This window comes from Pseudomonas sp. FA117 (genome assembly GCF_057370475.1).
Genome location: NZ_CM170675.1, coordinates 2,751,067 through 2,775,287, shown reverse-complemented (window position 1 = coordinate 2,775,287; position 24,221 = coordinate 2,751,067). Strand labels below are relative to the sequence as shown.

24 protein-coding genes and 1 pseudogene are annotated in these 24,221 nt (G+C 67.3%); 13 read left to right on the top strand and 12 right to left on the bottom strand.

Features of this window, described 5'->3' with window-relative positions; all coding sequences use genetic code 11:
• Position 1: 1 nt before the first annotated feature.
• From madL to AC1TXO_RS12650, 9 genes are all read right to left on the bottom strand, one after another.
• Positions 2–424, bottom strand: coding sequence for a malonate transporter subunit MadL (madL, locus tag AC1TXO_RS12690; RefSeq protein WP_486406649.1), 423 nt, complete (start codon positions 422–424; stop codon positions 2–4).
• Between the two features lie 60 nt (positions 425–484).
• Complete coding sequence (gene mdcH / locus AC1TXO_RS12685; RefSeq protein ID WP_486406648.1) at positions 485–1,405, bottom strand: malonate decarboxylase subunit epsilon; 921 nt, start codon at positions 1,403–1,405, stop codon at positions 485–487.
• Entirely contained in the window at positions 1,402–2,016 is a 615-nt protein-coding gene (locus AC1TXO_RS12680) for a malonate decarboxylase holo-ACP synthase (RefSeq protein ID WP_486406647.1), read from the bottom strand. The genes mdcH and AC1TXO_RS12680 overlap by 4 nt, the downstream gene beginning before the upstream one ends.
• A 1-nt stretch (position 2,017) precedes the next feature.
• Positions 2,018–2,809 (bottom strand): biotin-independent malonate decarboxylase subunit gamma, encoded by a 792-nt coding sequence (gene mdcE / locus AC1TXO_RS12675; protein WP_486406646.1) that lies wholly within the window; start codon positions 2,807–2,809, stop codon positions 2,018–2,020.
• Positions 2,809–3,654, bottom strand: coding sequence for a biotin-independent malonate decarboxylase subunit beta (locus AC1TXO_RS12670; RefSeq protein ID WP_486406645.1), 846 nt, complete (start codon positions 3,652–3,654; stop codon positions 2,809–2,811). The genes mdcE and AC1TXO_RS12670 overlap by 1 nt, the downstream gene beginning before the upstream one ends.
• Entirely contained in the window at positions 3,647–3,946 is a 300-nt protein-coding gene (locus AC1TXO_RS12665) for a malonate decarboxylase subunit delta (protein ID WP_486406644.1), read from the bottom strand. Before AC1TXO_RS12665 ends, AC1TXO_RS12670 begins: the two co-directional genes overlap by 8 nt.
• Before the next feature lies 1 nt (position 3,947).
• Positions 3,948–4,793 carry a triphosphoribosyl-dephospho-CoA synthase gene (locus AC1TXO_RS12660; RefSeq protein ID WP_486406643.1) on the bottom strand — a complete coding sequence of 282 codons (846 nt, stop codon included), beginning with the start codon at positions 4,791–4,793 and terminating at the stop codon, positions 3,948–3,950.
• Positions 4,793–6,454: a malonate decarboxylase subunit alpha gene (gene mdcA, locus AC1TXO_RS12655; protein WP_486406642.1), complete on the bottom strand. Its 1,662-nt coding sequence runs from the start codon at positions 6,452–6,454 to the stop codon at positions 4,793–4,795. Before mdcA ends, AC1TXO_RS12660 begins: the two co-directional genes overlap by 1 nt.
• Positions 6,455–6,588: 134 nt before the next feature.
• Positions 6,589–7,008: a phosphotransferase system, HPr-related protein gene (locus AC1TXO_RS12650; protein WP_486406641.1), complete on the bottom strand. Its 420-nt coding sequence runs from the start codon at positions 7,006–7,008 to the stop codon at positions 6,589–6,591.
• 145 nt (positions 7,009–7,153) lie between these two features.
• Here AC1TXO_RS12650 and ligD point away from each other — a divergent pair, with 145 nt between their 5' ends.
• From ligD to AC1TXO_RS12625, 5 genes and pseudogenes are all read left to right on the top strand, one after another.
• Positions 7,154–9,658 carry a DNA ligase D gene (ligD, locus tag AC1TXO_RS12645; protein WP_486406640.1) on the top strand — a complete coding sequence of 835 codons (2,505 nt, stop codon included), beginning with the start codon at positions 7,154–7,156 and terminating at the stop codon, positions 9,656–9,658.
• A pseudogene (locus AC1TXO_RS12640) lies at positions 9,655–10,698 on the top strand (acyl-CoA dehydrogenase family protein). The gene ligD and the pseudogene AC1TXO_RS12640 overlap by 4 nt, the downstream one beginning before the upstream one ends.
• On the top strand, positions 10,695–11,450 hold the full coding sequence (locus AC1TXO_RS12635) for a PIG-L deacetylase family protein (RefSeq protein ID WP_486406639.1): 756 nt from the start codon (positions 10,695–10,697) through the stop codon (positions 11,448–11,450). Before AC1TXO_RS12640 ends, AC1TXO_RS12635 begins: the two are co-directional and overlap by 4 nt.
• A gap of 12 nt (positions 11,451–11,462) precedes the next feature.
• On the top strand, positions 11,463–12,062 hold the full coding sequence (locus tag AC1TXO_RS12630; protein ID WP_486406638.1) for a class I SAM-dependent methyltransferase: 600 nt from the start codon (positions 11,463–11,465) through the stop codon (positions 12,060–12,062).
• A complete protein-coding gene (locus tag AC1TXO_RS12625) occupies positions 12,059–12,715 on the top strand; it encodes a glycosyltransferase family 2 protein (RefSeq protein ID WP_486406637.1) in 657 nt (218 codons plus the stop codon). Before AC1TXO_RS12630 ends, AC1TXO_RS12625 begins: the two co-directional genes overlap by 4 nt.
• Positions 12,716–12,747: 32 nt before the next feature.
• Here AC1TXO_RS12625 and AC1TXO_RS12620 read toward each other — a convergent pair whose 3' ends face one another.
• Positions 12,748–13,677, bottom strand: a complete 930-nt coding sequence (locus AC1TXO_RS12620) for a polyprenyl synthetase family protein (RefSeq protein ID WP_486406636.1) — start codon at positions 13,675–13,677, stop codon at positions 12,748–12,750.
• A 187-nt stretch (positions 13,678–13,864) separates the two neighbouring features.
• On the opposite strand from AC1TXO_RS12620, the gene fni reads away from it, so the two are divergent.
• Genes fni through AC1TXO_RS12595 form a run of 5 tightly spaced genes read left to right on the top strand, consistent with a single transcriptional unit; the run spans position 13,865 to position 19,815 of the window.
• Positions 13,865–14,911, top strand: a complete 1,047-nt coding sequence (gene fni, locus AC1TXO_RS12615) for a type 2 isopentenyl-diphosphate Delta-isomerase (protein ID WP_486406635.1) — start codon at positions 13,865–13,867, stop codon at positions 14,909–14,911.
• On the top strand, positions 14,908–16,194 hold the full coding sequence (locus AC1TXO_RS12610; RefSeq protein ID WP_486406634.1) for a glycosyltransferase: 1,287 nt from the start codon (positions 14,908–14,910) through the stop codon (positions 16,192–16,194). Before fni ends, AC1TXO_RS12610 begins: the two co-directional genes overlap by 4 nt.
• On the top strand, positions 16,179–17,345 hold the full coding sequence (gene crtY, locus AC1TXO_RS12605; RefSeq protein WP_486406633.1) for a lycopene beta-cyclase CrtY: 1,167 nt from the start codon (positions 16,179–16,181) through the stop codon (positions 17,343–17,345). The genes AC1TXO_RS12610 and crtY overlap by 16 nt, the downstream gene beginning before the upstream one ends.
• The gene (locus AC1TXO_RS12600) at positions 17,342–18,832 is read left to right on the top strand and encodes a phytoene desaturase (RefSeq protein ID WP_486406632.1); all 1,491 of its coding nucleotides are present in this window, start codon (positions 17,342–17,344) and stop codon (positions 18,830–18,832) included. The genes crtY and AC1TXO_RS12600 overlap by 4 nt, the downstream gene beginning before the upstream one ends.
• On the top strand, positions 18,829–19,815 hold the full coding sequence (locus AC1TXO_RS12595) for a phytoene/squalene synthase family protein (RefSeq protein ID WP_486406631.1): 987 nt from the start codon (positions 18,829–18,831) through the stop codon (positions 19,813–19,815). The genes AC1TXO_RS12600 and AC1TXO_RS12595 overlap by 4 nt, the downstream gene beginning before the upstream one ends.
• Here AC1TXO_RS12595 and AC1TXO_RS12590 read toward each other — a convergent pair.
• Positions 19,697–20,233 (bottom strand): sterol desaturase family protein, encoded by a 537-nt coding sequence (locus AC1TXO_RS12590; protein WP_486406630.1) that lies wholly within the window; start codon positions 20,231–20,233, stop codon positions 19,697–19,699. The genes AC1TXO_RS12595 and AC1TXO_RS12590 overlap by 119 nt on opposite strands.
• Before the next feature lie 139 nt (positions 20,234–20,372).
• Between AC1TXO_RS12590 and AC1TXO_RS12585 the strand changes: the two genes are divergently transcribed.
• Positions 20,373–20,534, top strand: a complete 162-nt coding sequence (locus AC1TXO_RS12585; RefSeq protein WP_486406629.1) for a hypothetical protein — start codon at positions 20,373–20,375, stop codon at positions 20,532–20,534.
• Positions 20,535–20,561: 27 nt separating this feature from the next.
• On the opposite strand, the gene AC1TXO_RS12580 is transcribed toward AC1TXO_RS12585, so the two are convergent.
• Entirely contained in the window at positions 20,562–21,464 is a 903-nt protein-coding gene (locus AC1TXO_RS12580; protein WP_486406628.1) for a helix-turn-helix domain-containing protein, read from the bottom strand.
• Positions 21,465–21,663: 199 nt separating this feature from the next.
• Between AC1TXO_RS12580 and AC1TXO_RS12575 the strand changes: the two genes are divergently transcribed.
• Both AC1TXO_RS12575 and AC1TXO_RS12570 read left to right on the top strand, forming a co-directional pair.
• The gene (locus AC1TXO_RS12575; RefSeq protein WP_486406627.1) at positions 21,664–23,022 is read left to right on the top strand and encodes a glutamine synthetase family protein; all 1,359 of its coding nucleotides are present in this window, start codon (positions 21,664–21,666) and stop codon (positions 23,020–23,022) included.
• 101 nt (positions 23,023–23,123) lie between these two features.
• Positions 23,124–24,212, top strand: coding sequence for a polyamine ABC transporter substrate-binding protein (locus AC1TXO_RS12570; RefSeq protein WP_486406626.1), 1,089 nt, complete (start codon positions 23,124–23,126; stop codon positions 24,210–24,212).
• The last annotated feature ends 9 nt before the right edge of the window (positions 24,213–24,221 follow it).

The following is a 24,221-nucleotide window of genomic DNA, read 5'->3' as shown; positions in this document are numbered from 1 at the left end:
CTCAGCGACCTCCCGCAGGTGCAGGCTGCACGGCGCCCTGAGGCGCTGTTTCCAGAGCAGGCAGCGGCTCGCCGCGATGACTGCGGCTGATCAGCGCGATGGTCGCGCCACACACCAGTACCGCACCGATTGCCGCGACCAGCGCCACAGGCCCACCGTGCAGGGCGGTCACCACGTTCTGCTGGGCGGCCATGGCCACCACCACCGGGATGTACATCGCACCCCAGAAACCGACACCGAACTCGCACTCCTTGCTCATGCCCCCGTTGCGGTGCATGTACAGGCGGGCGCAGATCAACAGGATCATGGCGATGCCGACCCCGCCCACATTGGATTTGACGCCCAGCAGCACGCCCAGGAAGTCGCCGACGATGACGCCGGCCAGCGTACATACCGCCAGCAGAGCCACACCATAGATGATCATTGTTGTTATCCTCAGGATGGATCGAAGTTGTTTGTTGTTGTCCTTCGAGCTACAGCGCGGTCATCGCTTGTCGGCCACCTCCTGACGCAACAGGGCATCGAGGCTGTCCACCCGGGTCGAGGCCACGCTCAGCACCTTGCCCGGCTCGAAGACCCGCCGGGCAAGGCCGGTGAGCACGCTGCCGGGCGGCAGTTCCAGGTGCAGACGCACGCCACGTTCCCAGGCGCTGCGCAGGGTCGCGCGCCAGTCGACGACCCGGGCCATGTTGCCGGCCAGGTCGTCACGCAGTCGTTCAGGGTCGAAGATCGGTCGTGCCGTGCTGCCGCTCAGATAGGTGATGCTCGGGCGGCGCAGCGGTACGTCGGCGAAAGCGGCGGCCAGGGTGGCAGCGGGCTCGGCGAGCAACGGGCAGTGCGACGGCACGCTGACCGCCAGGCGCCTGGCCACGCCCTGGCCCTGGCGGCGTGCCAGGGCGGCGACTGCCGTCATCGCCGCCTCGCTGCCGGCGATGACGATCTGGTTGTCGCTGTTGAGGTTGGCCAGATACACCTCGCCACCGACCTCCTCGAGCAGACGCTCGACACCGGGCACGTCGAGACCGCTCAGGGCGGTCATGCCATAGCCGGTCGGATACGCATCCTGCATCAGTTGGCCGCGCAGCGACACCAGGCGCACGGCGTCGTCCAGGGCCAGTGCACCGGCGCTGACGGCTGCCGCGTAGGCACCGATCGACAACCCGGCGACACAGTCTGGCGCCGGACTGCGCTGCATCAGCCATCGTGCCCAGGCCACGCCAGTCAGCAGCAGGCACAGCTGTACGGCACGGGTATGGCGCAACGCCTCGGCGCTGTCGAGTGCCCTTGCCTGCTCGCCAAGCGCCTCGCTGGCGGCATCGAGCAGGTCGTCACTGCCCTGCGGCAGGCGCTGCAGCATCCCTGCTTCCTGCGCACCCTGGCCCGGAAACGCGAACAGGCTGCTCATGCCGCATCCTCCAGGCGTTGCCACGGATCGCTGACCAGGCAGGCCCCCGTCGGCGATTTCAACAGCACCTTGCGCGCCGCGCCGGCCCACTCGCGCAGGGCGACGGCGCCCTGAGGCGTTTCCAACTGGGCATCGACGCGGCAGGCGAGATCGTCCAGTTGACCCAACAGCCAGGCGGCCCGATCCCGGGCCATTGGCACAGGGGCACGCAGCAGCAGATCAAGATCGCTGTCAGCGTGCAGCACCTCGATCCCGGTCGCGAGCTGGAAGCCGGTACTGCCGGTAGGTCCCCACTCAAGATCCAGGCCTTGCAGGCGCACGCAGACCTGTGCCAGCGCATGCAGGGCCGGCGACGAAAGATCGCCAGCTGCACGCAGCGCCTCGGGGCTCGTCTGCCGACGGACATCCGCCTCGCGCATCTGCCAGGCAAAGCGCTGCTCGCGCCCTCGCCCACGCACTCCAATGGCGATCCAACCCGCCTGCAGGGCAGCCCTGCGCACCACCACCGGCTCACCTGCGGCGAGCACCGAGCGCGCCCAGGCAGGCGCATCGGCGGGCAGCATGGCCGGGGTCATGCCCCAGAGCAGGTCGTGCGGGCGTGGGCTGTGCATCTCAGGCCTCCTGCCACTGGTTACGCAGGCGCTGGCGAACCTCGCGCGACGCGCTGCGGTGCTCGCCTTCCAGGCGTGTGCGCAGGTCGGTGCTGTCACCGATGTCACGCACGGCATCGATCAGGCTGGCACGAACCCGCGCCAGGTCCCCGGCGCTCGGCGTCTCGGCGTTGTCCACTGCCAGGCGCTGGTGCAGCAGGCCCAATGAGGCGTAGCTGGCCAGGTCATAGGCCATCGGTGGCACGTCGGCGGCCAGCGCCTCCAGTTCCTCGACGCTGCGCAGGGTGATGCGCGCCGCCGCCGCCTTGCCCATGGCATGCACCATCACGCCGCTGTCATCCAGGGCAATCAGGCGCTGGGCCTGGTAGCCGTGGGCGAGAAACGCCCCGGACATGGCCTTGCCGACCAGCAGGCCGATCAGCGGATGCCCGGCCAGGCGCGCCTGGGCATACGCCTCCACGGCCCCGGCCAGTGCCTGATGGATGCCCAGCGCTTCCTCACGCCGACCGTAGGCCTGGCTGGGCACATCGATCAGCGCGACCAGCACGCGTTTTTCGCCATTGCGGTCGGCCTCGACCGCCTCGGCTACAGCCTTGGCCAGGCCCCAGCCCTCAAGCAGGCCGACCTCGCCGGCCCTGGCCCGGGGGAAAGGGTTGGCCGGATCGGGCACCACGGCGATGAAGCGCGCCAGGCGATTGTCCAGTTCACCATCGATCACCTGCACCGAGGCGGGAAAGCCTGCCAGCGGCTCGGCGCCGGCAAGGCCCTGCAACCAATTGCGGGCACGGTTCATCAGGCTTCTCCTTGATACAGGGCACGCACGGCGGCGGCATCGAGTTGCGGGCAGTCGTCGCCCAGCTGTGCCAGGCGCTCGAGGAACCCTTCATAACGACCTGCACGCTGCGCAGACGGGGTGTCGAGCAATGTCAGCAACTGGCTGCGGATGGCCTCGACATCATCGCCGACATAAGCATCCGCCAGGCCGCAGGCGTGGCGTTGCTCGCCACCGGTCAGGCTCCAGATGAAGGGGCGATCGCGCGAATCGTATTCGCCGACCCCCGCCTCCTGTTCGATCACCTGCGGGCCGTTGAGGCCCAGGCGCGCTTCGCGGGTCACCAGCAGGTGACTGCACAGCCCGGCGGCGATGGACATGCCGCCGAAGCAGCCGACCGCACCTGCGATCACTCCGATCACCGGCTGATAGGCCCGCAGTTCGACGATCGCGGCCTGGATCTCGGCAATCGCCGCCAGGCCCAGGTTGGCCTCCTGCAGACGCACGCCACCGGTCTCCAGCAGCAGTACGGCGCAGGTGGGAATGCCGTTGCGGTTGTCTTCAGCTGCCAGCTCCAGCGCCCCGGCGATCTTGGCCCCACCCACTTCACCCATGCTGCCACCCTGGAAGGCGCCCTCGATGGCCGCGACCACGGCCGGACGTCCTTCCAGGCGACCCTTGGCGATGACCACGCCATCATCGGCCTGGGGCACGATGCCCTGGCGCGGCAGCCAGGGCGACATCAGGCGGTCGAAGGGGCCGAGCAGTTCGCGGAAGGTACCGGCATCGAGCAAGGCCCGGGCCCGCTGGCGGGCGCCGAGTTCGACAAAGCTGCGGCTGCGCAGCAGGCGTTCGCTATCAGTCATGGCCGATCTCCTCGAAGCCTTGTTCCAGGCGCAGGCGCACCACCCCGGGCGTGGCGCCGAAATCATGGATGTCGATCTTCAGGGCGGGCAGCACGCGGCCGTCGAACAGGCGTTGGAACAGCTGGTTCCAGCGCGCCTGGCTGCCGTTGACCGAGGTCACCACCTGGATGTCGAGGCTACCGGCCTGGCCAGGCTCGATCAGCACTTCGAGATCGCCGGAGCTGACGCAGCCGACCAGGGTACGGCCCCGGCCCGGTTGCGCGGCGGGGAATTGAAAGTTCAGGGTTTCCATGTCACAGGCTCCCGGCTTTGTCGAGGAACAGGCAGGCGGCCAGCAGATCGGCCGCGCCCCCTGCAGAGGCATTGAGTTGCAGCAGGCGGGTATCGAGCGCGCGCAACGCCCGGCGGCCGGCCAGGGTGGCACTGCCACCGGCGTCGAGCACCGCGCGGGCACCTTGCTGCAGCGCTTGCAGGCCTTGCTCGCCGGCGCGCCAGAGCACGCAGGTGTCGCTGAGCACGGCCATGATCGCCAGCAAGGCATCCAGTCGTGCGTGGGATTCACTGGCACCGGCGGCGCGGCTGCGCCACAGTTGCGGCAGGCCGTGTCCGGTGATCGCCGGGAAGCCCTGCTGCGCCTGTTCGCGGGCGCCAGCGACGCCGTAGCGGCGCTGCACCTGGCTGCCATGGCTGTGCTGCGTGGCAGCGGCCGGATCGTCGATCAACGCGAGCCGACCGGCGCGTGCCGTGAGGCTGTACGGATCACTGCTCGCCGGGCCCAGTGCCCGTGCCGCGACCAGCAAACCCAGCGCCCAGATCGCACCACGGTGGGTATTCACACCGGCAGTGGTGGCAAGCATCGCCGATTCGCCTTCGCGCCCCAGGCGGCCAAGTTCGGCCCGCAGCGCAACGCCGATCTCGCCATGCTGTTGCGCGGCTTCGGCCATTTGCCGCAGGCAGGGCCACAGCGACAATGCCGAGGCATGCATCAGGGCCAGGCTCATGTCGCCATGGGCACCGCTGCCGCGCCGGTCCACCAGCCCGGGCTTGGGCGAGAGGTCGGCCTCGTCGATCAGCGCTTCCACGGCCAGGTCGGCCAAGCGGTCCGGCAGGCCCAGCGGCGTTATGCAAAGTGCTTTCATCACCAGCTCCTGAACCGTGCGGGAGGGTTGTACAGGCCGCCCGACCATTCCACCAGGTCGGCGATGCTGCGCGCGGCGAGCAGTTCGCGGGTGGCGTCGGTGCGCCGGATGCCAAGGTCCTCGGGCAAGGCCACCAGCCCCTCCCGGCGCAGGCGCTCGGTATCCTTGGGATCGTGGCGCAGGCCGATGGCCGTGACCCCAGCCACGGCGGCGATCATCTGCTGGCGCTCCTGCAGGCTGCGCGCCTTGTACAGGTAGGCGATACCTTCCTCGGTGAGCAGGTGGGTGACGTCATCGCCGTAGATCATCACCGGCGCCAGCGGCATGCCAGCCTTCTTCGCCACCTCGACGGCGTCGAGGGTCTCGACGAAGGTGGGCTTGCCGCCTTCCTGATAGGTTTCGACCATCTGCACCACCAGCTTGCGGCCGCGCTCGAGCAGAGTGTCCGGCACGGTCATGTCGAGCCAGGCGGGTGTCGCATGGCGACGGCCACGCGGGTCGTGGCCCATGTTCGGTGCGCCGCCGAAACCGGCCAGGCGACCACGGGTGACGGTCGAGGAATGACCGTCACCGTCGACCTGCAGGGTGGCGCCGATGAACAGGTCGACGGCGTACTGCCCGGCCAGCTGGCACATCAGGCGGTTGGAGCGCATCGAGCCGTCGCGCCCGGTGAAGAACACGTCCGGGCGCTGGGCGATGTAGTCTTCCATGCCCAGCTCGGTGCCGAAGCAGTGCACGCTCTGTACCCAGCCGGTCTCGATCGCCGGGATCAGCGTCGGGTGCGGGTTGAGGGTCCAGTTGCGGCAGATCTTGCCCTTCAGGCCCAGGGATTCGCCGTAGGTCGGCAGAATCAGCTCGATGGCGGCGGTGTTGAAGCCGATGCCGTGGTTGAGCGACTGCACCTGGTGTTTTTCGTAGATGCCGCGGATCGCCATCATCGCCATCAGGACATGCACTGGCTTGATATGCCGGGGGTCGCGGGTGAACAGCGGTTCGATGTAGAACGGCTGGTCGGCGACCACCACGAAGTCGATCCACGAGGCGGGGATGTCCACGCGTGGCAGGTCGTCGACGCGGTCCACCAGCTGGTTGACCTGGGCGATGACGATGCCATCGCTGAACGCCGTGGGTTCCACCAGTGCCGGGGTGTCTTCGGTGCTGGGGCCGGTGTAGAGGTTGCCATCGCGGTCGGCCGTGAAGCCTGCGACCAGGGTGACGTTGGGGATCAGGTCCACCAGCAGGCGCGAGTAGAGTTCGATGTAGGTGTGGATGGCGCCGACTTCGAGCAGCCCGTCTTCGAGCAACTGGCCGATGCGCTGGCTCTGCGGCCCGGCGAAGGAGAAGTCGAGCTTGCGGGCGATGCCGCGTTCGAACAGGTCCAGGTGCTCGGCGCGGCTGACGCTGGGCATGATCAGGTGCAGGTCATGCAGACGACCGGGGTCGGCCTTGGCCAGCGAGCGCGAAAGAAAGTCCGCCTGCTTCTGGTTGTTGCCTTCGAGCACCACCCGATCACCCGGGGCGATCAGCAGTTCGAGGGCTTCGACGATCCGCTCGGTGGGCAGCACCACGCCATCGGCGAGGTGACGCACCCGCTCGAGACGGCGCTGCTTTTCAGCGCGCCTTCTCGACCATTGCGGCGGTGGATTCTTCGTTGTGGTCATTGGTGACTCCACGGGTTCGCTGTCGTGAAGTCACATTAGGCCTGGGGATCGAGGCTATCAATCAAGCACGGCGACTGATCGTTACGCTGAACGTAACGAATTTGCGAGCAAGTCGCAGCGGCGCACCGCGGCTGCTACGACTGGCCATCCAGCGGCTGCGTGCGGGCCAGTTCGGCTTCGTCAAGGCCGTTGCCGCCACCTATCTCATCCTCATCGACCTGCCGCAGGCTCTTGTCGGCAGGGCCTGCACTGCCGGGCTCGTGCGGATCGCGGGCGCCGGTCTGGTCGAACAGGGTATCGGGGCTGAGGTCGTCGAGGGTGACGTTGTCCTCGTTCAGGCTTTCACTCAACGCCTCGCCGCCGCTCATGCCGCTTTCGGCCACGCGCTGCGGCGTGAACTCCTGCTCCACCTCGCCGGCCGGGCGCTCATCGCCGACACGGCCTTGGCGCTCGTCCTGGCGCTCGCTGAAGTCCAGTTCGCGGATGCTGCCCATACGGTCTTCGGTGTCGTCGATTTCCTGGGGCCGGTACTTCGGATCGTCTGCTTGGGCCATCACGGCTCTCCATCGAATGTGTTCATGCGGTCGACCGTGGTGTATGCGGGAAGATTCAGATTTTGTCGCACCCGCTTTTTTTGAACTCTGCCCTCGCCCGCTCCCTCAATTCTTCAGAGACCCGCGAATCGTCCCGGAGCCCGCCATGGCCAAGCCGCTGCAGGAATACCAGCGCAAGCGCGATTTCAACGCCACACCCGAGCCTGCCGGCAAGCGTCGGCGAGGCTCGAGCGCCCATGCCCTGCAGTTCTGCATCCAGAAGCACGACGCCAGCCACCTGCACTACGATTTTCGCCTGGAGCTCGACGGCACGCTCAAGAGCTGGGCCATCCCCAAGGGCCCGTCGCTGGATCCGAAGGTGCGGCGCCTGGCCGTGCATGTCGAGGATCACCCGCTGGACTACGCCGACTTCGAGGGCAATATCCCCGAAGGCCACTATGGCGCAGGTGATGTGATCGTCTGGGATCGGGGTGTCTGGGAGCCGGAAGGTGACCCGCATGAAGCCTATCGCAAGGGCAAGCTGCGCTTTCGCCTGCAGGGCGAGAAGCTCGGCGGCATCTGGAACCTGTTCCGCACGCACCTGGCGGGCAAGAAAGAACAATGGATGCTGGTCAAGTCCAACGACGGCCAGGCGCGCAGCGAAGACGACTACAGCATCGTCGAGGCGCAGCCCGACAGCGTGCTCAGCGACCGCACCCTGGTCCCGCGCAAGGCCAAGACCAGCAGCCCTTCCGCCGGCCAGCCGCCGAGCAGACGCCCGCCCCGCAAGCGTGACAAGGTCGAGCTGCCGGAAACGCTGCAACCACAGCTGGCCACGCTGGTCGACTCCCCGCCCAGCGGCGACTGGCACTACGAGGTCAAGTTCGACGGTTATCGAATCCTCGCGCGCATCCTGGGCGAGGAGGTGCGCCTGTTCACCCGAAACGGGCATGACTGGAGCAGCAAGATGCCCCGGGTGGTCAAGGCGCTGCGCGCGCTGAAACTGGACAGCGCGTGGCTCGACGGCGAAGTGGTGGTCAGCGGCGAAAACGGCGTCGCTGATTTCCAGGCCCTGCAGAATGCCTTCGACAGCGACGACGACGAAGCCATCACCTACTACCTGTTCGACCTGCCGTTCCTCGGTGGCCAGGATCTGCGTGACGTGCCCCTTCAGCAAAGGCGCGAAACCTTGCACCAGATGCTGGAGCATGGCGATTCCGACGTGCTGCGTTATTCCGCCGATTTTCACGACCCCGTGCAGTCTCTGCTCGACAGCGCCTGCCGCCTGCAGCTCGAAGGCCTGATCGGCAAGCGCGCCGACAGCCTCTACAGCGGCCGGCGCAGCAGCGACTGGATCAAGCTCAAGTGCCAGCAGCGCCAGGAGTTCGTGATCGTTGGCTACACCGACCCCAAGGGCAGCCGCAGCGCCTTTGGCGCGCTGCTGTTGGCCCTGCACGACAACGACAGCGGTGAACTGCGCTACGCCGGCAAGGTCGGCACCGGCTTCAGCACCGACACCCTGCGGAGCATTCATGCCCGCCTGAAACCCCTGGAAACCACGCGGCCTGACCTCGCCAACCCGCCCACGGGAGCCGAAGCGCGAGGCGTGCACTGGCTCAGCCCGCAATTGCTGGCCGAAGTCGCCTACGCCCAGATGACCCGTGACGGCATCGTTCGCCACGCGGTGTTCCATGGCCTGCGTGACGACAAGCCTGCCACCGACATCGACCTGGAACGCGCCATGCCCAAGCACACCGTGAAGCGCAGCAAGGCCGAGCCCGAGTCGCTCGGCGAACTGCGCCTGACCCACCCGGACCGGGTGATCGACTCCAGCATTGGCGTGACCAAGCGTCAGGTGGCCGAGTATTACGCCGAAGTCGCCGAGTGGATCCTGCCGCAGCTCAAGGATCGCCCTGTCGCGCTGGTCCGCGCCCCCGAAGGGCTGGGCGGCGAACTGTTCTTCCAGAAGAACGCCGGCCAGTTGCACATCCCCCACGTACTGACCTACGACAAGGCCCAGGCCGGTCAGGCCGCCATGGTGCTCAACCGCGCCGACAGCCTGCTCGGCGCGGTGCAGATGAACATGCTCGAACTGCACACCTGGAACGCCACCCACAAGGACTTCGACAGGCCCGATCGTTTCGTCCTCGATCTGGACCCCGACCCGGCCCTGCCGTGGAAGGCCATGCTCGAAGCCACCCAGCTGACCCTGACCCTGCTCGACGAGCTGGGGCTGAAGGTATTCATCAAGACCAGCGGCGGCAAGGGCATCCACCTGGTAGTGCCGCTCACCCGGCGCGCGGGGTGGGACGAAGTCAAGGACTTCAGCCACGCCATCGTCCGCCACCTCGCGGGGCTGTTCCCTTATCGGCTGTCGGCGGTATCGGGGCCGAAAAACCGAGTCGGACGGATCTTCATCGACTACCTGCGCAACGGCAAGGGCGCCACCACCGCCTGCGCCTACTCCCTGCGTGCCCGTGAAGGGCTGCCGGTGTCGGTGCCCATCTGGCGCGAAGAGCTGACCCAGCTCAAGGGCGCCAACCAATGGACGATCGGCAACCTGCGCGAGCGACTGCAGGAAGTCGACGATCCCTGGGCCGACATGAGCAGGACACGTCAATCGATCACCGCGCGCATGCGCAAGCAATTGGGGCTGGATGCCACACCATGAGCATCATCCAGGATTTCGACCTGACCCACCTCGACCGCCTGCTGCGCCAGTTCAGCGAACGGCCGCAGGCACTGAGCCTGGACACCCAGCTGCCGGCGCTGCTGCAGGCGCTGCAGGCCGACCACCTCGACCTGCTGCCGCTGCCCGGCCAGGGCCACACCCTGCAGCGTTGGCAGACCCTGGCGCGCGTCGCCGGCTGCGACCTGGCGCTGGCCAAGCTCTATGAAGGGCATACCGATGCGCTGGCAATCCTGGCCGAGTGCGGCTGCGCACATCTGGTCGGCGAAGGGACCTGGGGCGTGTGGGCAGCCGAGCCCCCCGATGCCCGTGCCCGCATCGTCGCGCGCAAGGGCAGCGAAGTACGCCTCGACGGCGCCAAGGCCTGGTGTTCGGGCGCCCTGCAGATAGACAAGGCGTTGATCACCGCGTGGGCCGACGATGGCCAGCCGCAACTGGTCGCCATCGAGCTGTCGCACCCCAGCCAGTCGATCACGGTGGAGGACTGGCAGGCAGTAGGCATGGCCACCACCACCAGCGTCACCCTCGGTTTCACCGACTCGCCGGGCATCGCCGTCGGCCATCCCGGCCAGTAGCTCGCGCGCCCGGGCTTCTGGCAAGGCGGCGCCGGTATCGCCGCCTGCTGGTACGGCGCCGCCGAGGCCCTGGCCGACTACCTGCGCGAGCACTGTCGCAAACCACGCCCCGATCCGCACGCCGATGCCCACCTGGGCGCCGTGGACGCCGCCCTGTTCGGCGCCCGTGCGGCATTGCGCGAGTGCGCGGCCTGGATCGACCGCCAGCCAGCGGCCGACGCCAGTTTCGAAGTGCGCCGCACCCGTGCCCAGGTCGAGCAGGCGGTGGAACAAGTCATTCGGCATGTCGGCCGCGCCCTGGGCGCAACACCCTTCTGCCGCAACAGCCACTTTGCGCGGCTCAGTGCCGACCTGCCGGTTTATCTGCGCCAGAGCCACGCCGAACGTGACCTGGCGGCCCTCGGACAACAGCTGGCACAACTGCCAGCAGGAGCCTGGCAACTATGACCGAGAACCTGATCCAGGCTGCCCAGGGCACGCCCTGGAGCGAATGGCAGAAATCCGCACACCTGGCCCGGGCTGCCTGGATCAACCCCGAACAGCTCTGCCCGCCCGGCCGGCGCCTGGTGCTGGTGGCGCCGCATCCGGATGACGAAATCCTCATGGCCGGGGGCTTGCTCAGCTATTTCCACGGCCGCGAACAGGACCTGCTGCTGATTTCCGCCACCGATGGCGAGGGCAGCCATCCGGGCTCGCAACAGTGGAGCGAGCGGCGCCTGCGCCATCAACGACCGCTGGAAAGCCATCACGCCCTGCAGCAGCTCGACCTGCAGGTCAGGGATCTGGACTGGCGGCGGCTGAACCTCAAGGACGGCGCCCTGCCCCGCGACGAGGCCTTCCTGGTCAATCACCTGAGCCAGTTGCTGCAGCCGGGCGACCTGCTGATGTGCCCCTGGCGCCACGATGGCCATTGCGACCACGAGGCCGTGGGCCGTGCCTGCGCCCAGGCGGCCCAGGCGCGCAGTGCCGAGCTTGCCGAAGTGCCGGTATGGGCCTGGCACTGGGCGACGCCCGATGACCCTCGGCTGCCCTGGCAACGTGCGCGGCGCATCCAGCTCGACGAAGCCAGCCTGGCACGCAAGCGCCAGGCGATCGCGGCCCACGCCAGCCAGCTGGAGCCGGACGCCGACCAACCGCCGGTGCTGTCCCAACGCTTGCTGGAATGCCTGCTGCAACCCTTTGAACTGGTGTTTCTCTGACAAGGACCTGCCATGAGCCTCGACGCCCGATATTTCGCCGACCTGTATGCCGGCAACGACGACCCTTGGGCCTTCCGCACCCGCTGGTACGAGAAGCGCAAGCGCGACCTGTTGATGGCCAGCCTGCCGCGTCAGTGCTACGAGCGCATCTTCGAGCCGGCCTGCGCCAACGGCGAGCTGAGCGCCCTGCTCGCCGAGCGGTGTGCCAGCCTGCTGTGCCAGGACATCGACCCGACTGCAGTGCAGCTGACCCGCGAGCGCCTGGCCGATGCCAGGCATGTCAGCGTCGAGCAGGCGCGCCTGCCGGCCGATTGGCCGGGCGGCAGTTTCGACCTGATCGTGCTCGGCGAAGTGGGCTACTACCTGGACCCGACCGACTGGCTGCGGGTGATCGAGCAGTCCGTGGCCAGCCTGAGCTATGACGGCGGGCTGCTGGCCTGTCACTGGCGCCACCCCATCGCCGGCTGCCCGCAGGATGGCCGCGAAGTCCATGACCTGCTGGCCAAACACCTGCCGCTGTACTCGGTGCTGCGCCACGAAGAAGCAGATTTCCTGCTCGAGTACTGGTCGTGCCAGCCCAGCGTGGTCGATCTTGACGAGCGCTGCCTATGATTGCCGTGATCATCCCCGCCCACAACGAGGCACGTCGTCTGGGCCATTGCCTGAAAGCGGCCAAGGCCGCAGCGACCGAGGCCGAGAGCTGCGGTCACGCGGTACAGATCATGGTGGTGCTCGACCGCTGCAGCGACGCCAGCGAGCGTATTGCCAGGCAGCACGGCGTCGAAACCCTGAGCCTGGATGCCGGCAACGTCGGCTGTGCCCGCCGGGCCGGGGCCGCCGCGATGCTCGAGCGAGGCGCACGCTGGCTGGCCTGCACCGATGCCGACAGCCGTGTGCCCCGGCACTGGCTGCTGTCGCAACTGCAATGCGCAGCCGAGGCGGTCTGCGGCACCGTGCACGTGGAGCGTTGGCAGCCTTGGCAGGATGCCGCCCTGCGGCGCCTCTACCACAGCCGCTACGAAGCTCGGGAAGACCACCGGCATATCCATGGTGCCAACCTGGGGGTCTGTGCCCAGGCGTACCAACGGGTCGGCGGCTTCCAGGCGCTTGCGGCCCATGAGGACGTGCAACTGGTCAGGGCACTGGAGGCCAGCGGCGCGCAGATCGTCTGGACCGCGCGCCACAGCGTGGCTACCAGCAGTCGCCGCGACAGCCGCGCCCGCGAAGGCTTTGGCGACTACCTGGCGCAGTTGGCGCAACCGTGAAACGCCACGGCCCTGGCGGCGCCGCGCACTGATCAGCGTGCCGCAGCGCCTGCGGCCACCCTGACGCTCGAGCGATCATCGATGAACACCGCACGCATCAGCGAAGCGATACGGCCTTCGCCCAGGCCTGCGCGCTCCAGGCACAGCCCAGCGCTGGCCAGGTGGTCATCCAGGCGCTGGCGGGTGCTGGCTTCGCCACACAAGGCATACAGGGTCGACTTGCCCTGATCCTGGTGGCAGTCCTTGCCGGTGTCGCTGTCACCGTCCCTGAGGTCGTCCAGCAACTGGAACGCCTGGCCCAGCTCGCGGGCGAACCCTCGCAGCGCCTGGCTCACCTCCGGCGAGGCCGCCACCATGGCGCAGGCGATATCGATGATGGCGCCGAACAGCACCCCGGTCTTGAGCTGATTGGTCTCGGCGATCTGCTCCGGGCTGCGTGGGCAGGCGCCCTCGCGCAAATCCTGCAACTGCCCCTTGACCAGCCCCTGCGCGCCGATGGTCTCGGCAAGCGTGGCCACCATTGCGGTGCGCACGTCTGGGTTCAGGGTGGTCAGGTTCGCCAGCAAGCCGAACGCCCGCGACAGCAGGGCAATGGCGGCCAGGATCGCGACGTCCTCGCCGAACGCCAGGTGCAGGGTCGGCCGGCCTCGACGCAGGGCCGCATCGTCCATGCATGGCAGGTCGTCCAGTACCAAGGAGGCCGCGTGCACCATCTCCACCGCACAGCCTGCATCGAGCGCTGCCTGCGCGCAGCCACCCAGGTCTTCGGCCAGCAACGACAGCAGCAGCGGGCGCAAGCGCTTGCCCGGTGCCAGCGTGCAATGGCGCATGGCTGCGGCCAGCAGGTCGCGCTCGTGGCCGGCCTGGGGCAGCAACGCCTGCAGACGCCCGTCGAGATCGGCGCGCAGGCGCGCCAGATGCTCGGCAAAGGCAGTGTCGGTCAGCGCCGCTACACAGGTCATGGTCGTCATTCCGGCCTCTGGATGCTGGCAGCGCGTGCGCTGCGGGAAAAAGGAACGACTGAAACGTGTCGCTGCCTGAAGCTGTACAGTTTTTTCAGCTTAGCTATACAAAACGCAATACGCCGTACAGGTTGTCTCCATCAGAGACCCCGCAGGTCCGCGAATGATTCCCTGCAAGGAAACCGGCATGACCGAAAACAGGCTCAGTCAACGCAAGAACGATCACCTGGACATCGTCCTAGGCGCGGCGTCCAGTATCAGCGGCGACGATGCAGGCTGGTCGGCACTGCGCTTCGAACATTGCGCGCTGCCCGAACTCGACCTCGCTGCGATTGACCTGCAGACACCGTGGCTGGGCAAGACACTGCGTGCGCCGCTGCTGATCAGTTCCATGACCGGTGGCGCCGATCGCGCCGCCGCCATCAACCATCACCTGGCCGAAGCGGCGCAGGCCCTGGGCATCGCCATGGGCGTCGGCTCGCAGCGTGTGGGGCTTCGCAGCGGCAACGACCAGGGCCTCACCGCCGCATTGCGCCGCCTGGCCCCGGACATCCCGCTGCTGGCCAACCTGGGCGCAGCGCAACTGCGCGAGCCCGATGGCCTTGAGCTGGCTCGGCGTGCGGTCGAAACCTTGCAGGCCGATGCCCTGATCCTGCACCTGAACCCCCTGCAGGAGGCCGTACAACCAGAGGGTGACCGGGATTGGCGCGGCATACTCAGGCGCATCGAGGCCCTGGCGGCGGCATTGCCGGTGCCGCTGATCACCAAGGAGGTGGGCAGTGGCATCTCGCCGACGGTGGCCCGGCAACTGGTCGATGCCGGCGTGAGCTGCATCGATGTCGCCGGTGCCGGTGGCACCAGTTGGGCCGCCGTAGAGGCCGAGCGTGCCGCCACTCCGGCCGACCGCGCCGTGGCCCTGGCCTTCCGCGACTGGGGCATTCCCACCGCGCAGTGCGTACTCGGCGTGCGACGTGCCCTGCCGGATGTCGGCCTGATCGCCTCTGGCGGCGTTCGCGACGGTATCGATGCGGCCAAGGCGATCCGGCTGGGGGCCGACCTGGTCGGTCAGGCGGCAGGTGTTCTGGCGGCAGCGACGCATTCCAGCGAGGCGGTGATCGAACACTTCGACGTGATGATCCGCCAGTTGCGCATCGCCTGCTTCTGTACCGGCTCGGCAAACCTGGCGCAGTTGCGTCGGGCGCGCCTGGTCGGCAGCATGCCGCTGCCGACATGAGCTATTTCGCCGTGATCGCCCCCACCTACCCCAGCCATTTCAGCGCCCTGCAGGCGCTCGCCGTGGCGCTGGTCGAGCGTGGGCACCGGGTCAGCTTCGTGCAGCAGCCTGGTGCCGAGCGTTGGCTCGATGATCCGCGTATCGGCTATGTCGGGTTGGGGCCGGACAGGGACGGCGCGGCACGCCTGCACAGGATGCAACAGCTCGCAGGTCGCACCGACAACCCCTGGCACCTGCACCGGTTGATCCGGCAGATGGCGGCCAATTGCGCACTGTTGTGCGAGCGGCTGCCGGCCGTGCTCAAGTGCGAGCAGGTCGATGCGCTGCTCTGCGACCAGATGGCCCCGGCCGGGGCCATCGTTGCCGAAACGATGGGGCTGCCGTTCATGTCCGTGGCTTGTGCCCTGCCGGTGAATCGCGAACCGGGCGTGCCGCTGCCGGTGCTGGGGCATGGCTACGGCCTGTCGCCGGACGACCTGCGCCTGCAACAGGGCACGGAACGGGTGCACGACTGGTTCATGGCACCGCTGTCGAGGGTGCTGCAGCGCGCGTGCCAACATTACCGCCTGCCCCCGCGGCGTGGTTTGCACCAGTTCCTCTCGCCGCTGCTGCAATTGAGCCAGACACCGTCGAACTTCGACTTCCCCCGTCAGCAGTTGCCGGCGCATTACCATGCGCTGGGCCCGCTGCGCAGCGAGCGAACTTCGCCACCCGGGCCCTGGCCGCTCGACCCGCGGCGCCCCCTGGTGTTTGCCAGCCTGGGTACCCTGCAAGGTCACCGCGCCGGCCTGTTCAAGCGAATCGCCAAGGCCTGCCGCCAACAGGAGGCTCAACTGCTGGTCGCCCATTGCGGCGGCCTCGGCGCTGCGCGACAGGCCGAGCTGTTGCGCTGCGGCGCAACCTTCGTCACCGACTTCGCGCCGCAGCAATGGGCGGTGCAACAGGCAGACGTGGTCGTCAGCCACGGCGGCCTGAACACCGTACTCGACGCTGCGGTGGCCGGGACGCCGCAACTGGTCCTGCCCATCGCCTTCGACCAGCCGGGCGTTGCCGCGCGGGTGGTGCACCATCGCCTGGGATTGCGCCTGTCACGACGGGCCGGCGTCGGCGATATCGCCACTGCGCTCGCACAGTTGCTGCGGCCAGCCCCGGGGCTGTTCGCCCCCCTGCAACCGTGCCCGGCCAATGGCGACGCTGCCCGACGCGGCGCGCTGCTCATCGAACAGGCCCTGCTCAGTGGCCGTGCCGTGCCTCGGGAGGACGCCCCATGCCGCATGACCTGATCCTGGCTGGCGCAGGCCTGGCCAACGGCCTGATCGCCTGGCGCCTGAGCATGCTGCGCCCGGAGCTGGACATCCTGTGCCTGGAGCAGGCTGCGACGCTGGGCGGCAATCACACCTGGTCGTTCCACGACGCCGACCTGAGCGCCGCGCAGCAGCGCTGGCTGGAGCCGCTGGTGGTCAAGCGCTGGCCAGCGTACCGGGTGCACTTCCCGGCGTTCTCGCGCACCCTGCCCTGCGGCTATGCCAGCCTCGACAGCACACGCTTCGCCGAAGTCATCAGCCCTGCGCTCGGTCCGCGCCTGCGCACGGGCTGCCGTATCGAACGCGTGTCGCCGACGCAGGTGGTACTGGGCGACGGCAGCCGTCTGCAGGCGCGCCTGGTGATCGATGGCCGTGGCGTGCAGCCGAGTGGGCATCGAGTGCTCGGGCACCAGGCCTTTCTCGGCCAGGTACTGCGCTTCGCCGCACCGCACGGGCTCGAGGTGCCGGTGCTGATGGATGCGCGGGTCGCCCAGGACGGGGGTTACCGGTTCGTCTATGTACTGCCGTTCAGCGACGATACCGCGCTGGTCGAAGACACCCACTACGTGGACCGTGACCCACCCGATGCCGACCGGCTGCGTCGGCAGATCGCCGATTACGTGCGCCAGCAAGGCTGGTCGGTGCAGGCCTGCCTGCGCGAGGAACAGGGCGTGCTGCCCATCACCCTCGCCGAAGACTTCCCGGCCCTGTGGCAAGCCGCCGCTGGCCAGCCCAGCGCAGGGCTGCGCGCAGGCCTGTTCCACAGCACCACCGGCTATTCGCTGCCCGATGCCGTGCGTCTGGCCGACTGGCTGGCTGTCCAGCCACTGCAGGATGCCGGGCAGACCGGCGATGCGCTGGCCCGCTACCTGCAACGGCACTCCCGGCACCAGGGTTTCTACCGGCTGCTCAACCGCATGCTGTTCCTGGCCGGGCGCCCCGAAGAGCGCTGGCGCGTGCTGCAACGCTTTCATCAACTGCCGGCGCCGCTGATCGCGCGCTTCTACGCCGGCAACAGCACCTGGCGCGACCGGCTGCGCATCCTCTGCGGCAAGCCGCCGGTGCCGGTGGCTGCGGCGATGGCCGCAGCGCTGCGTCATTCTCCCCGTCACTTCAAGGATCTTCGATGACCCCAGGCAAATCCGCAGTGGTAATTGGCGCAGGTCTTGGCGGGCTGGCCCTGGCGATCCGCCTGCAGAGCGCAGGCGTGCGCACCACCTTGCTGGAACGGCGCGACAAGGCCGGTGGGCGCGCGTATGTCTATCGGGACATGGGGTTCACCTTCGATGCCGGGCCCACCGTGATCACCGACCCCGGTGCCCTCGAAGCCTTGTTCCTGGAGGCCGGACGCTCGATGGGCGACTATGTCGAGCTGATGCCCGTGAGCCCGTTCTACCGCCTGTGCTGGGAGGACGGGACCGAGTTCGACTACGGCGCCGACCAGGACGACCTCGAGCGACGGATCCATGCCCTGGAACCCGGTGATGTCGAGGGTTACCGGCGCTTTCTGGCCTATTCAAGACAGGTGCTGGACGCCGGCTACGTCAAGCTGGGTGCGGTGCCCTTCCTGTCGTTTCGCGACATGCTCCAGGCCGGCCCGCAACTGGCCCGTTTGCAGGCCTGGCGCAGCGTCTACAGCATGGTTGCGCAGTACATCCGCCACCCCAAGCTGCGCCAGGCCTTCTCCTTCCACGCGTTGCTGGTGGGCGGCAATCCCTTTGCCGCCTCGTCGATCTACAGCCTGATCCACGCCCTGGAACGCGAATGGGGGGTGTGGTTTCCTCGCGGTGGCACCGGAGCGCTGGTCGAAGGCATGGTCCGCTTGTTCGAAGACCTCGGCGGCACCCTGGCCCTCAACGCCGAAGTGGCCGCCCTGCAGACCGAAGGCAATCGCCTGGTCGGCGTCACCACCAGCGATGGCCGCCACTGGCAGGCCGATGCGGTGGCCTCCAATGCCGATGTGGTGCACACCTACAAAGACCTGCTTGCCGCCCACCCCAGAGGCCGGGCGCAGGGCAAGCACCTGGCCGGCAAGCGCTTCAGCAATTCGCTGTTCGTCATTCACTTCGGTCTCAAGCGTCCGCAACCGCATTTGCGTCATCACACCGTGTGCTTCGGGCCGCGCTACCGGGAGCTGATCCGCGACATCTTCAACGGCCCCGATCTGGCCGAAGACTTCTCGCTCTACCTGCACGCCCCCTGCGCCAGCGACCCGAGCCTGGCCCCGGAGGGCTGCTCGACGCACTACGTACTGGCGCCGGTGCCGCACCTGGGCAACGCCGCGATCGACTGGCTGGTCGAAGGGCCGCGCTACCGTGACCGGATCCTGGAATACCTCGAGCGCCACTACATTCCAGGCCTGCGCCAGGACTTGCTCACCTGCCGCATCTTCACCCCCGAAGACTTCCGCGACAACCTCAATGCGCACCTGGGCTCGGCGTTCTCGCTCGAACCGATCCTGACCCAGAGCGCCTGGTTCCGCCCGCACAACCGCGATGCGCAACTGCACAACCTGTACCTGGTGGGGGCCGGCACCCATCCCGGTGCCGGCGTGCCCGGGGTGGTGGCATCGGCCAAGGCCACCGCACAACTGATGCTGGAGGACCTGCACCGATGAATCAGCAAGCCCTGCTGGAGCACGCCGAGCGCAGCATCGCAGTGGGTTCCAGGAGTTTCGCCGCAGCCTCGCGGCTGTTCAGCCCCGATACCCGTCGCAGCGCCGTGCTGCTGTATGCCTGGTGCCGACACTGCGACGACGTCATCGACGGCCAGCAGTCCGGGCATGGCGCCGTGCTGATGAGTGTCGAGGAGGCGTACCGACGCCTCACGGTACTGCGTCACAGCACCAATGTCGCGCTGTCCACCGGCGAGCTGCACGAACCGGCCTTCGCGGCGCTGCGCGAAGTGGCGCAACGGCATGGCTTCGACCGCCACGAGCCCTTCGAGCTGCTCGAGGGTTTTGCCCAGGACGTGCGCGGCCAGCGCTACCAGACGCTGGAGGACGTGCTGGGCTACTGCTATCACGTTGCCGGGGTGGTGGGCCTGATGATGGCCCGGGTGATGGGGGTGCAGGATGCCCGGGTACTCGACCGTGCCTGCGACCTGGGGCTGGCGATGCAGTTGACCAACATTGCCCGGGACATGGTCGAGGATGCCGGCGTCGGTCGCAGCTACATTCCCGAACGCTGGCTGAAGGCCCAGGGGATTCCGATCACCGAGGTAGCCGTCGCACACCAGCGCGAGGCCCTGGCGCGCATCGCCCGGGCCCTGGTCGGCGCCGCCGAGCCTTACTACGCCAGTGCCGAGGCCGGGCTGGCCGCCCTGCCTTGGCGATCGGCCTGGGCCGTGGCGACTGCCGCGCGGGTGTACCGCGGTATCGGCCTGAAAGTGCTGGCACGTGGCAGCGCGGCCTGGGACACGCGTTGCTCGACGAGCAAGGGCGAAAAGCTGCTGGCTGTGGCCGGCGGGTTGTGGCAAGCGCTCAGCGCGCGCTTTCGCCGTTATCCGGATCGTGACCCGACCCTGTGGCAACGTCCGCGTCGCAACGCTTCAGCGCACCACCCTGACGGGCACGCAACTGTTCACGCAAACGGGCAATAGGCGGGACATAGAGAAAACCGAACGAAACGCAGCCCTCGCGGCTACGCACGGCATGGTGCATCAGGTGCGCCTGGTACAGCCGCTTGGCATAGCCGCGTCTTGGCACCAGCCGAAACGGCCAGCGCCGATGCACCAGGCCATCATGGGCAACGAAGTACAGCAGGCCATAGCCGGTCATGCCGGCCCCCACCCACTGCAGGGGATACCAGCCAGCCGTGCCCAGGGCGATGAGCACGATGGCCAGCGCCGCGAACACCGCGGCATACAGGTCGTTCTTCTCGAACCAGCCCTGGCGCGGCGCGTGGTGGGAGCGGTGCCAAGCCCAGCCGAAGCCGTGCATGATGTAGCGGTGCGCCAGGTAGGCGACGGCTTCCATGGCGCCCAGGGTGACCAGGAAGGTCAGCAGGCTGGTGAACATTGGCGGACCTCCTGTGCGGGCATCGAGCAGTTTGGAGTATGGGCGTGACGGATGTGTTCCGTCCGGCAGATGCACATTGGAATGAACGCAGGCCCGTCGGTATCGGCCAAACCAATGACAGTCACGCAGGAGATGCATCATGGCCCATACCCACAAGCCTACACCCGAACACCCACTCGATCCCTATGTCGACCCGATCGCGCACGACCCCGGCGAGCCGATGCCGACGCCGGAACCCGAGCAGGAGGCGCCCGACTGGCCAGAAGGCCAGGTGCCGCCGGAAGAACAATCCGATGGCTGAGCCTCAGCCCGCACGGCGCATACCCTCTCAGCGCCGACGCTTGAGCGTCTCGCTCGGCAGTTCCTGGAACAACTGCCGATAGCTCTCGGAGAATCGCCCCAGGTGCCAGAATGACCAGCGCATCGCCACCTCGGCCACGGTGACCTCGCCGTCATCGCGCCGCAACAGGTCGCGCCGTGCGCCGTTGAGTCGGCGCAGGCGCAGCCAGTGCGCCGGCGGCATGCCGGTGAAGGCCTTGAACGCCTGCTGCAGCTGGCGCAACGACACCCCGGCCACCTGCGCCAGTTCGAGCAGGTTGAGGGTTTCTTCCGGGCAATCGGCGGCCCACTCGCTGACCCGCTGCATGATCGCCCGTTCCTCGCCGCGCTTGCCCAGCGCCTGCCCTTGCAGGCGCTGACAGGCGTTGTCGAGGATGAACAGGCAGTCGTCGAGCAGCTGTTCGGCCAGGGCCTGGCCCTGGAGCGGACAGTCGGCTTGCGCCAGGCGCGTGAGCGTGGCACTCAGCCAACTGCCGAACAAGGCATTCTGGCCGCTGCCCAGCGGCACCATGAACAGCCCCTGCAGGCGCTCCAGGTCCAGGCCGTGACGCTGCAGGAACGGCTGGTCGAACACCACCGCCACCTCCTGGTAGTTCTCCGGGGTGATCCAGATGTTGCGGCTTTGTTCATTGAGCAGGTAAAGGCTGTTCTCGACCTGGTCGAAACAGAAGGTCAGCGATCCGCTGGGCGCACGGAAGAACTGCTCGACCCGGGTATTGAGGCGCTCTTCGTAGACCTCCACGCCATCGAGCCCGAGGCAGCGCAGCTGGCCGCTGAAATGCCCCGGCGACATCTGCCGGTACTGTTGCTGCCAGCCGGGGGTGGCGCGCACCTGCTCGGTGACATCGGTGGTGTTGAAAGCCTGGACCTGCAAGGCGGTTTGCGTATTCACGCGACGTCCTATATGCACTCTTTTGGTGCATTGATTGACGGAGAAAACGGATAGATCACCCAAGGGGGCAGCGCCCAAGATAGTCCTCAGCGTGACCTGTGGGAAGTGGCGTCGTGAAAAGGTTTGTAATACCTCCTGGAGGTCGACGGCCTGCATGCGCTGCACATGCCCACCACCAAAACCCAACCAAGAGGTCTGTATGAACGCCCCCTTCGATCAGCTGTCCGCCTGGCTGAAAGAACACCGGATCACCGAAGTCGAATGCGTGGTCAGTGACCTGACCGGCATCGCCCGCGGCAAGATCGCCCCGACCAACAAGTTCCTCAACGAGCGCGGCATGCGCCTGCCCGAGAGCGTGCTGCTGCAGACGGTCACCGGCGACTTCGTCGACGACGACATCTACTACGGCCTGCTCGACCCGGCCGATATCGACATGGTCTGCCGCCCCGACCCTTCGGCGGTGTACCAGATCCCCTGGGCCATCGAACCGACCGCCATCGTCATCCACGACACCTTCGACAAGCACGGCAACCCGATCGAGCTGTCGCCGCGCAACGTCCTGAAGAAAGTCCTCAAGCTGTATGCCGACAAGGGCTGGCAGCCGATCGTCGCGCCGGAGATGGAGTTTTACCTGACCCAGCGCTGCGAAGACCCGGACCTGCCCTTGCAGGCGCCACTGGGCCGTTCGGGCCGCGCCGAAAGCGGCCGCCAGTCGTTCTCCATCGATGCCGCCAACGAATTCGACCCGCTGTTCGAGGACGTCTACGACTGGTGCGAGATCCAGTGCCTGGACCTGGACACGCTGATCCACGAAGACGGCCCGGCGCAGATGGAGATCAACTTCCGTCACGGCGATGCGCTGGACCTGGCCGACCAGATCACCGTGTTCAAGCGCACCATGCGCGAGGCGGCGCTCAAGCACAACGTCACCGCGACCTTCATGGCCAAGCCGATCACCGACGAGCCGGGCAGTGCCATGCACCTGCACCAGAGCGTGGTCGACATCGCCACCGGCAAGCCGGTGTTCGCCAATGAAGACGGCAGCATGAGCGAGCTGTTCCTGCATCACATCGGCGGCCTGCAGAAGTACATCCCCAAGGTGCTGCCGATGTTCGCGCCGAACGTCAACTCGTTCCGCCGCTTCCTGCCGGACACCTCGGCGCCTGTCAACGTCGAGTGGGGCGAGGAAAACCGCACCGCCGGCCTGCGCGTGCCGACCTCCAGCCCCGAGGCCATGCGCGTCGAGAACCGTCTGCCGGGCGCCGACGCGAACCCCTACCTGGCGATTGCCGCAAGCCTGCTGTGCGGCTACCTGGGCATGGTCGAGAAGATCGAGCCGAGCGCGCCGGTACAGGGCCGCGCCTACGAGCGACGCAACCTGCGCCTGCCGATCACCATCGAGGATGCATTGCAGCACATGGAAGACTGCAAGGTCCTGGAAGACTACCTGGGCCGCCAGTTCGTCCAGGGCTACGTTGCGGTCAAGCGCGCCGAGCACGAGAACTTCAAGCGGGTGATCAGTTCCTGGGAGCGCGAGTTCCTGCTGCTGAGCGTCTGACCCCATGAAGGGCGCCTGCAGGGGCACACGCCCCTGCAGGCAACGCCTTGCCCTGCTTCTGTTTCACCGAACCCGAAGAACAAGATCAACGAGGTGTCGACATGCGTCATTTGCAAACCCTGGTTCCCGCAGCCTTCGCCCTGCTGTTCGGTGCAGCCGCCCACGCCGAGCCTACCGTCAGCGTGTACAACTGGACCGACTACATCGGCGAAACCACCCTGGCCGATTTCCAGGCCAGCACCGGGATCAAGGTGGTCTATGACGTCTTCGACTCCAACGAAACCCTCGAAGGCAAGCTGCTCGCCGGTCGTACCGGCTACGACGTGGTGGTGCCTTCGAACCACTTCCTTGCCCGCCAGGCCAAGGCCGGCGCCTTCCTGCCGCTGGACCGCAGCAAGCTGCCAAACTGGCAGCACCTTGATCCGAAACTGCTCAAGCAACTGGAACAGAACGATCCCGGCAACAAGTACGCCGTACCCTACCTGTGGGGCACCAATGGCATCGGCTACAACGTCGAGAAGGTCAAGGCGGCGCTGGGCATCGACAAGGTCGACTCCTGGGCGGTGCTGTTCGAACCCGAGAACCTCAAGAAGCTCAAGCAGTGCGGTGTGGCCTTCATGGACTCGCCGGACGAACTGTTCCCGGCCATGCTCAACTACCTGGGCATGAACCCGCGCAGCGAAGACCCCAAGGACTACGCCAAGGCTGAAGCGCGGCTGATGGAACTGCGTCCGTACATCACCTACTTCCACTCCTCCAAGTATGTCTCGGACCTGGCCAACGGCGACGTCTGCGTGGCCTTCGGCTATTCGGGCGACGTGTTCCAGGCCGCCAACCGCGCGGTGGAAGCCAAGAACGGGGTGAAGATCGCCTACAGCATTCCCAAGGAAGGCAGCAACCTGTGGTTCGACCTGCTGGCCATCCCGAAAGACGCCAGCAACCCCGATCAGGCCCTGGCCTTCATCAACTACCTGCTCGACCCGAAAGTGATCGCCAAGGTCAGCGCCACGGTCGGCTACGCCAACGCCAACCCTGACGCCAAGGCGTTCATGGACAAGTCGCTGGTGGAAAACCCCGAGATCTATCCGTCCCAGGAAGTGCTGGACAAGCTCTACGTCTCCAGCACCCCCAGCCCGCAGATCATGCGGGTGATGACCCGCTCCTGGAGCAAGATCAAGTCCAACCGCTGATTCGAGTGT